Source organism: uncultured Chitinophaga sp., assembly GCF_937874145.1.
GTDB lineage: Bacteria > Bacteroidota > Bacteroidia > Chitinophagales > Chitinophagaceae > Chitinophaga.
Genome location: NZ_CALNBI010000500.1, coordinates 1 through 5684 on the forward strand (window position 1 = coordinate 1; position 5684 = coordinate 5684).

The 5684-nt window shown below is 56.3% G+C and carries 5 protein-coding genes; 4 read left to right on the forward strand and 1 reads right to left on the reverse strand.

Annotated elements, in window-relative coordinates:
- A partial coding sequence (locus Q0510_RS23775) for a thiolase family protein (protein WP_298717439.1) occupies positions 1-816 on the forward strand: 816 nt, incomplete at its 5' end.
- A 70-nt stretch (positions 817-886) separates the two neighbouring features.
- On the forward strand, positions 887-1783 hold the full coding sequence (locus Q0510_RS23780) for a DMT family transporter (protein WP_298717442.1): 897 nt from the start codon (positions 887-889) through the stop codon (positions 1781-1783).
- A 59-nt stretch (positions 1784-1842) separates the two neighbouring features.
- On the opposite strand, the gene Q0510_RS23785 is transcribed toward Q0510_RS23780, so the two are convergent.
- The gene (locus Q0510_RS23785; RefSeq protein ID WP_298717445.1) at positions 1843-2424 is read right to left on the reverse strand and encodes a sigma-70 family RNA polymerase sigma factor; all 582 of its coding nucleotides are present in this window, start codon (positions 2422-2424) and stop codon (positions 1843-1845) included.
- 305 nt (positions 2425-2729) lie between these two features.
- On the opposite strand from Q0510_RS23785, the gene uvrA reads away from it, so the two are divergent.
- Together uvrA and Q0510_RS23795 are read left to right on the forward strand one after the other, a co-directional pair.
- Positions 2730-4943: an excinuclease ABC subunit UvrA gene (gene uvrA, locus Q0510_RS23790; protein WP_298717448.1), complete on the forward strand. Its 2214-nt coding sequence runs from the start codon at positions 2730-2732 to the stop codon at positions 4941-4943.
- A gap of 7 nt (positions 4944-4950) precedes the next feature.
- Positions 4951-5442, forward strand: a complete 492-nt coding sequence (locus Q0510_RS23795; RefSeq protein ID WP_298717452.1) for a hypothetical protein — start codon at positions 4951-4953, stop codon at positions 5440-5442.
- The last annotated feature ends 242 nt before the right edge of the window (positions 5443-5684 follow it).

Sequence of the window (5684 nt, forward strand, 5' to 3'; positions counted from 1 at the left end):
AAGGCCGACGGCGCCTTCAGCCGCAAAACCGAGATATACGACTCCACCATCGGCTGGCGGTTCACCAATAAGAAGCTCGCCGACGTCTACTACCCGTTTTCCATGGGCGAAACCGCCGAAAACGTAGCCCGGGAATGGAAAATCTCCCGGGAAGACCAGGACCAATTCGCCTTCGGGTCTCAATCCAAATACAAACAAGCCCTCCGGTCAGGCATCTGGCAACAGGAGATCGTTCCCGTGGAGATTACGCCGAACAAACAGGATAAAGTGGTATTCTCGGCCGACGAGCACCCCCGCGAAACGAGCCTCCAGAAGCTGGCGGACCTCCGTCCGGCATTTGCCAAAGACGGCACCGTGACGGCCGGCAACTCCTCCGGCATCAACGACGGCGCCTCCGCCGTGCTGATCGTCTCCGAAACCGCGCTCAAACGCTTCAACCTCACGCCCATGGCCATGGTCCGCGGGATGGGCGTGGCAGGGGTAGACCCCGCCATCATGGGTATCGGGCCGGTGCCCGCCACCGTCAAGGCCCTGCAGCGCAGTGGCATCCGTACGGCTGACCTGGATGTTATCGAGCTCAACGAGGCCTTCGCTTCGCAGTCGCTCGCCTGCATCCGCGAACTGAAACTGGACCCCTCGAAGATCAATCCCAACGGCGGCTCCATCGCCATCGGCCACCCGCTGGGCTGCAGCGGAGCCCGCATCACCACCACGCTCCTGCACGAAATGAAGCGCCGCGAAGGCGTGAAATACGGGCTGGCCACGATGTGCGTGGGCGTGGGGCAGGGTGCGGCCATCGTTTATGAAAAAGTCTGATCCCGGTTTCCGGGATTCCCAATAGCCGGTCCTGCCGGTAATCCTATCCGGCAGGGCCCTTACCAATACCATGAACAGGTCTAATTACGCGCTTGGCTACGCCATGGCCCTGGTGGGCGCCATGATGTTCAGCGCCAAAGCTATCTACGTCAAACTCATCTACCGGACGGAAGCCATAGACGCCATTTCCATGCTGGCGCTGCGGATGGCTTTTGCGCTCCCGTTCTACATCGTCACCGCCATCGTCCTCTACCGCCGTGCCGGCAACGTCAAACTGACCCCGAAGCAATGGTGCTGGGTGGCAGGGCTGGGCCTCCTGGGGTATTACATCAGCAGCCTCCTCGATTTCCTGGGCCTGGCCTATATTTCGGCGGGGCTGGAGCGGCTGATCCTGTTCCTCTACCCAACGTTCGCGCTGCTAATCGGCGCGGTGGCGTTTAAAAGAAAGGTCACCCGGACGCAGTTCATCGCCCTGGCGATCGCTTATGCCGGGATGCTGGTGGTGTTTGTGGGCGATATCCGGCAGGAATGGAGCCCGGGAGTCATCACGGGTTGCCTGCTGGTGCTGGGCTGCGCGGTGACGTATGCCTTTTACATCGTGGGCGGCGGGGAGATCATCCCGAAAGTGGGGTCGATGAAGTTTACGGCTTATGCGCTGTGCTTCGCGTCGCTGGGGATTTTTGCGCAGTACTTCGTGACCCACGGCGCGGAAGTGCGCCATTTCAGCGGGGAAACCTACTGGCTGTGCTTCCAGATGGCGATCGTTTCGACTGTCATTCCCACCTTCCTGACCAGCGAAGGCATCCGCAAGATCGGGTCGGGGAATACGGCGATCGTGACCAGCATCGGGCCTGTGGCTACCATTGTACAGGCGTATATTTTCCTGGGAGAGCCGATCACCTGGGAGCAGCTGGCGGGAACGGCGCTCGTGCTCACGGGGGTGTTGATGATCGGGAAGGGGAAATAAAAAAAACGAGCGGTAGACTTGCATCTTACCGCCCGTTCATGGCAAGCAAAAAAAGGGCATTACAAACAAATCTGTTTTTCCGTCATCATCTTCCGGAGATTGATCAGGCCGTACCGCATACGGCCGAGGGCGGTGTTGATGCTCACCTGCGTGAGGTCCGCTATCTCTTTGAAGCTGAGGTCCGCATAATGGCGGAGGATAATTACTTCGCGCTGTTCTTCCGGGAGCAGGTCGAGCATGCGGCGCACGTTATTGTGGCTCTGCCGCGTCATCATCTTCTCTTCCGCACTGGGCTCGCTGAAATTCAGCACATTGAAAATATCTTTATCGTCCCCGGTTTTGATCACCGGCGTACGCTTTACTTTCCTGAAGTGGTCTACACAAAGGTTGTGCGCGATGCGCATCGCCCAGGGCAGAAATTTTCCTTTCTCAGTGTATCGTTCGGCACGAATGGTATCAATGATCTTGATGAAGGTGTCCTGGAAGATATCCTCAGCAAGAAAACTGTCTTTTACGAGTAATACGATGGAAGTGAAAAGTTTGTCCTTATGGCGGTAAACCAACTCTTCCAGAGCGGAAGCATGGCCCTTTTTGAACAGTGTGATGAGTTGTTCATCATTCAGCTTGTACATTACTTGCATATACGACTACCAATAGCGGTTAGTAAATAGTACGGACGTTGCCGTCAGTAGGTTGTTTAGTAGCGTAAAAGTCGAACGATAATGTACAATTTATAGTTATGAATCCTGACCGGAAGTGTCTAGGTATAAGAACCGGTCAATGCAAATATAACGGAATAGTTGAATAAAACAACAAGCTACCTGTAAAATACCCGTTAATACGTACATTTGTAATCCTTATGTGCGCAAAAGTCAAATCCAAGGAAAAAACCATTGAACGTGAACCTGTTAGCGCTCCTGATGAGATTTTTATCAAGGGAGCGAGGGTGCATAATCTTAAAAATGTCAGCGTCTCCATCCCCAGGAACCAGCTCGTAGTTGTCACCGGCGTGAGCGGATCAGGTAAGTCCAGCCTCACGATGGATACCCTCTACGCCGAAGGCCAGCGCCGATACGCCGAAAGCCTCAGCGCATACGCCCGCCAGTTCCTCATGCGGATGAACAAACCGGACGTCGATTATATCAAAGGCATCTGCCCCGCCATCGCCATCGAACAAAAAGTGGTGACCCGCACGCCCAGGTCCACCGTAGGCTCCATGACCGAGATCTACGATTACCTCCGCCTGCTCTTCTCCCGCGCAGGGCAAACCTTTTCCCCCGTCACCGGCCAGCTCGTCAAAAAACACGAAGTGGCCGATGTGGTCGATTACATCGCCAAACTCCCCCAGGGAGCCAAAGTCCAGATACTCGTCCCCTTCCGCCAGCATGCCAACCGCAAGCCGCTGGAAGAGCTCAATATCCTCATGCAGAAAGGCTTCTCCAGGCTCTACGCCGGCGGCTCGCTCGTCCGGATCGAAGCGCTCATGGAAGAAAAAGCCCCGAAAATCGCCGCCGAAACCTTCGTGCTGGTCGACCGCATCGTGGTGAAAGATTTTGAGGAAGACGACAAGCACCGCATCGCCGACTCCGTGCAAACCGCCTTCTACGAAAGCGAAGGATATTGCACCCTGGAGGTCGACGGCAAGCTGGGCCCCGTCTTCTCCAACCGCTTCGAGCTGGATGGCATCCAGTTCGAAGAGCCCGTTCCCAACCTTTTCTCCTTCAACAACCCCTACGGCGCCTGCCCCACCTGCGAAGGCTTCGGCCAGGTGCTGGGGATCGACCGCGACCTCGTTATCCCCGACAAGCGCCTCAGCGTGTTCGAAGGGGCCATCGCGCCGTGGCGCGGCGAAAAAATGGGCGAATACAAGGACGCGCTCATCAAAGCTTCCCGCAAATTCAACTTCCCGGTGCATAAGCCCGTGTCCGACCTTACCGACGAGCAGCTGGAGTTGCTGTGGACGGGCAACGAGCACTTCTACGGCATCAACGAGTTCTTCAAAATGGTAGAGCAGAACCTCTACAAGGTGCAATACCGCGTGATGCAGGCCCGTTACCGCGGGCGGACCATCTGCCCCACCTGCCACGGCGCACGCCTGCGGCAGGAAGCGACGTACGTGAAAGTGAGCGGCAAAGGGATTTCGGAGCTGGTAGACATGCCCGTGGAAAAGCTGAAAGTCTGGTTCGACAACCTCGAACTGAGCGAATACCAGCAACAGGTGGCCAAAAGGATCCTCATCGAGATCAACCACCGGCTGAAAACACTGCTGGACGTGGGATTGGGGTACCTTACCCTGAACCGCGTGGCCAATACGCTGTCGGGCGGCGAAAGCCAGCGCATACAGCTGACGCGCACCCTGGGCAGCAACCTCACCAATTCCCTCTACATCCTCGACGAGCCGAGCATCGGGCTGCATGCCCGCGACACGCACCGGCTCATCCGGGTGCTCCATGAGCTCCGCGACCTCGGCAACACCGTAGTGGTGGTGGAGCACGACGAGCAGATGATGGAAAAAGCAGATTACATCATCGATATGGGCCCGCTGGCGAGCCACCTCGGCGGCGAGGTGACGTTCTCGGGCACTTATCCCGAAATATTGAAAGACGGCAAGAGCCTCACCGGTAAATACCTCAGCGGCCACTACCGCCTGGAGCCGCCGGCGCACCTCCGCAAATGGAAACGCTCCATCCAGCTGGAAGGCTGCCGACAGAATAACCTGAAGAACGTGGACGTGGAATTCCCCCTGGGGATTTTCACGGTGGTGAGCGGCGTTTCCGGATCCGGGAAAACCACGCTGGTGAAGCAGATACTTTACCCCGCGCTCATGAAGCTGAAAGGGGAGTTCACCGACCGCGTGGGCCAGTACCGCGTGATGAAGGGCGATATGGATTTCATCACCCAGATCGAAATGGTGGACCAGAACCCCATCGGCAAATCGAGCCGTTCCAACCCGGTTACCTACATCAAGGCATACGACGAAATCCGCGACCTGTTCGCCAAACAGCCCCTGAGCAAGATGCGCGGCTTCCAGCCCAAGCATTTTTCTTTTAACGTAGATGGAGGGCGCTGCGACACCTGCAAGGGCGAAGGCGAAGTGATCGTGGAAATGCAGTTCCTGGCGGATGTACACCTGACCTGCGAAACCTGGGAAGCGCTTTAAAGACGAAGTGCTCGAAGTGCAGTACAAAGGGAAAAATATCTTCGATATCCTGGAACTGGGCGTTGACGAGGCGATCGAATTCTTCAAAGAAGAAAAAGACGTGATCGCCAAAATCAAGCCGCTGAGCGATGTGGGCCTGGGTTATGTGAAGCTGGGGCAGTCGAGCGATACGCTTTCGGGCGGTGAGGCGCAGCGCGTGAAGCTGGCGTCGTTCCTGGGCAAAGGCAAAGCGCAGGGGCATATCCTCTTCATTTTCGACGAGCCCACCACCGGCCTGCACTTCCACGACATCAAAAAGCTGCTGGATTCCTTCAACGCGCTCATCGAACAAGGGCACAGCGTGCTGGTGATCGAGCACAATCTCGATGTGATCCGCTCGGCCGACTGGGTGATAGACCTGGGGCCGGAAGGCGGCGAAGGCGGCGGAACGCTGCTGTATGCCGGTCAGCCCGAAGGATTGAAAAAAGTCAAAGACAGTTATACAGGGAAATTCCTGTAAGTGGACGTAATCAAACAAATGCAAGCCGGCTGATCCTTTCAGCCGGCTTTTTTGTTAATAAGGTACTTGTTTGCGGCTACTAAAAACTTCGTTTAAATACTCAGATAGTACGGTTGCAGTGCGGTATCACTACTAAGTCTATGCTGAGCGAGTGCCCCATCCCGTTGTGACAAGGGCTTTCAGGCCAGCGGGCGCCGGTTTGTCGGCGCGTTTGGTGATACTATTTTCACGCCCGGAAACAA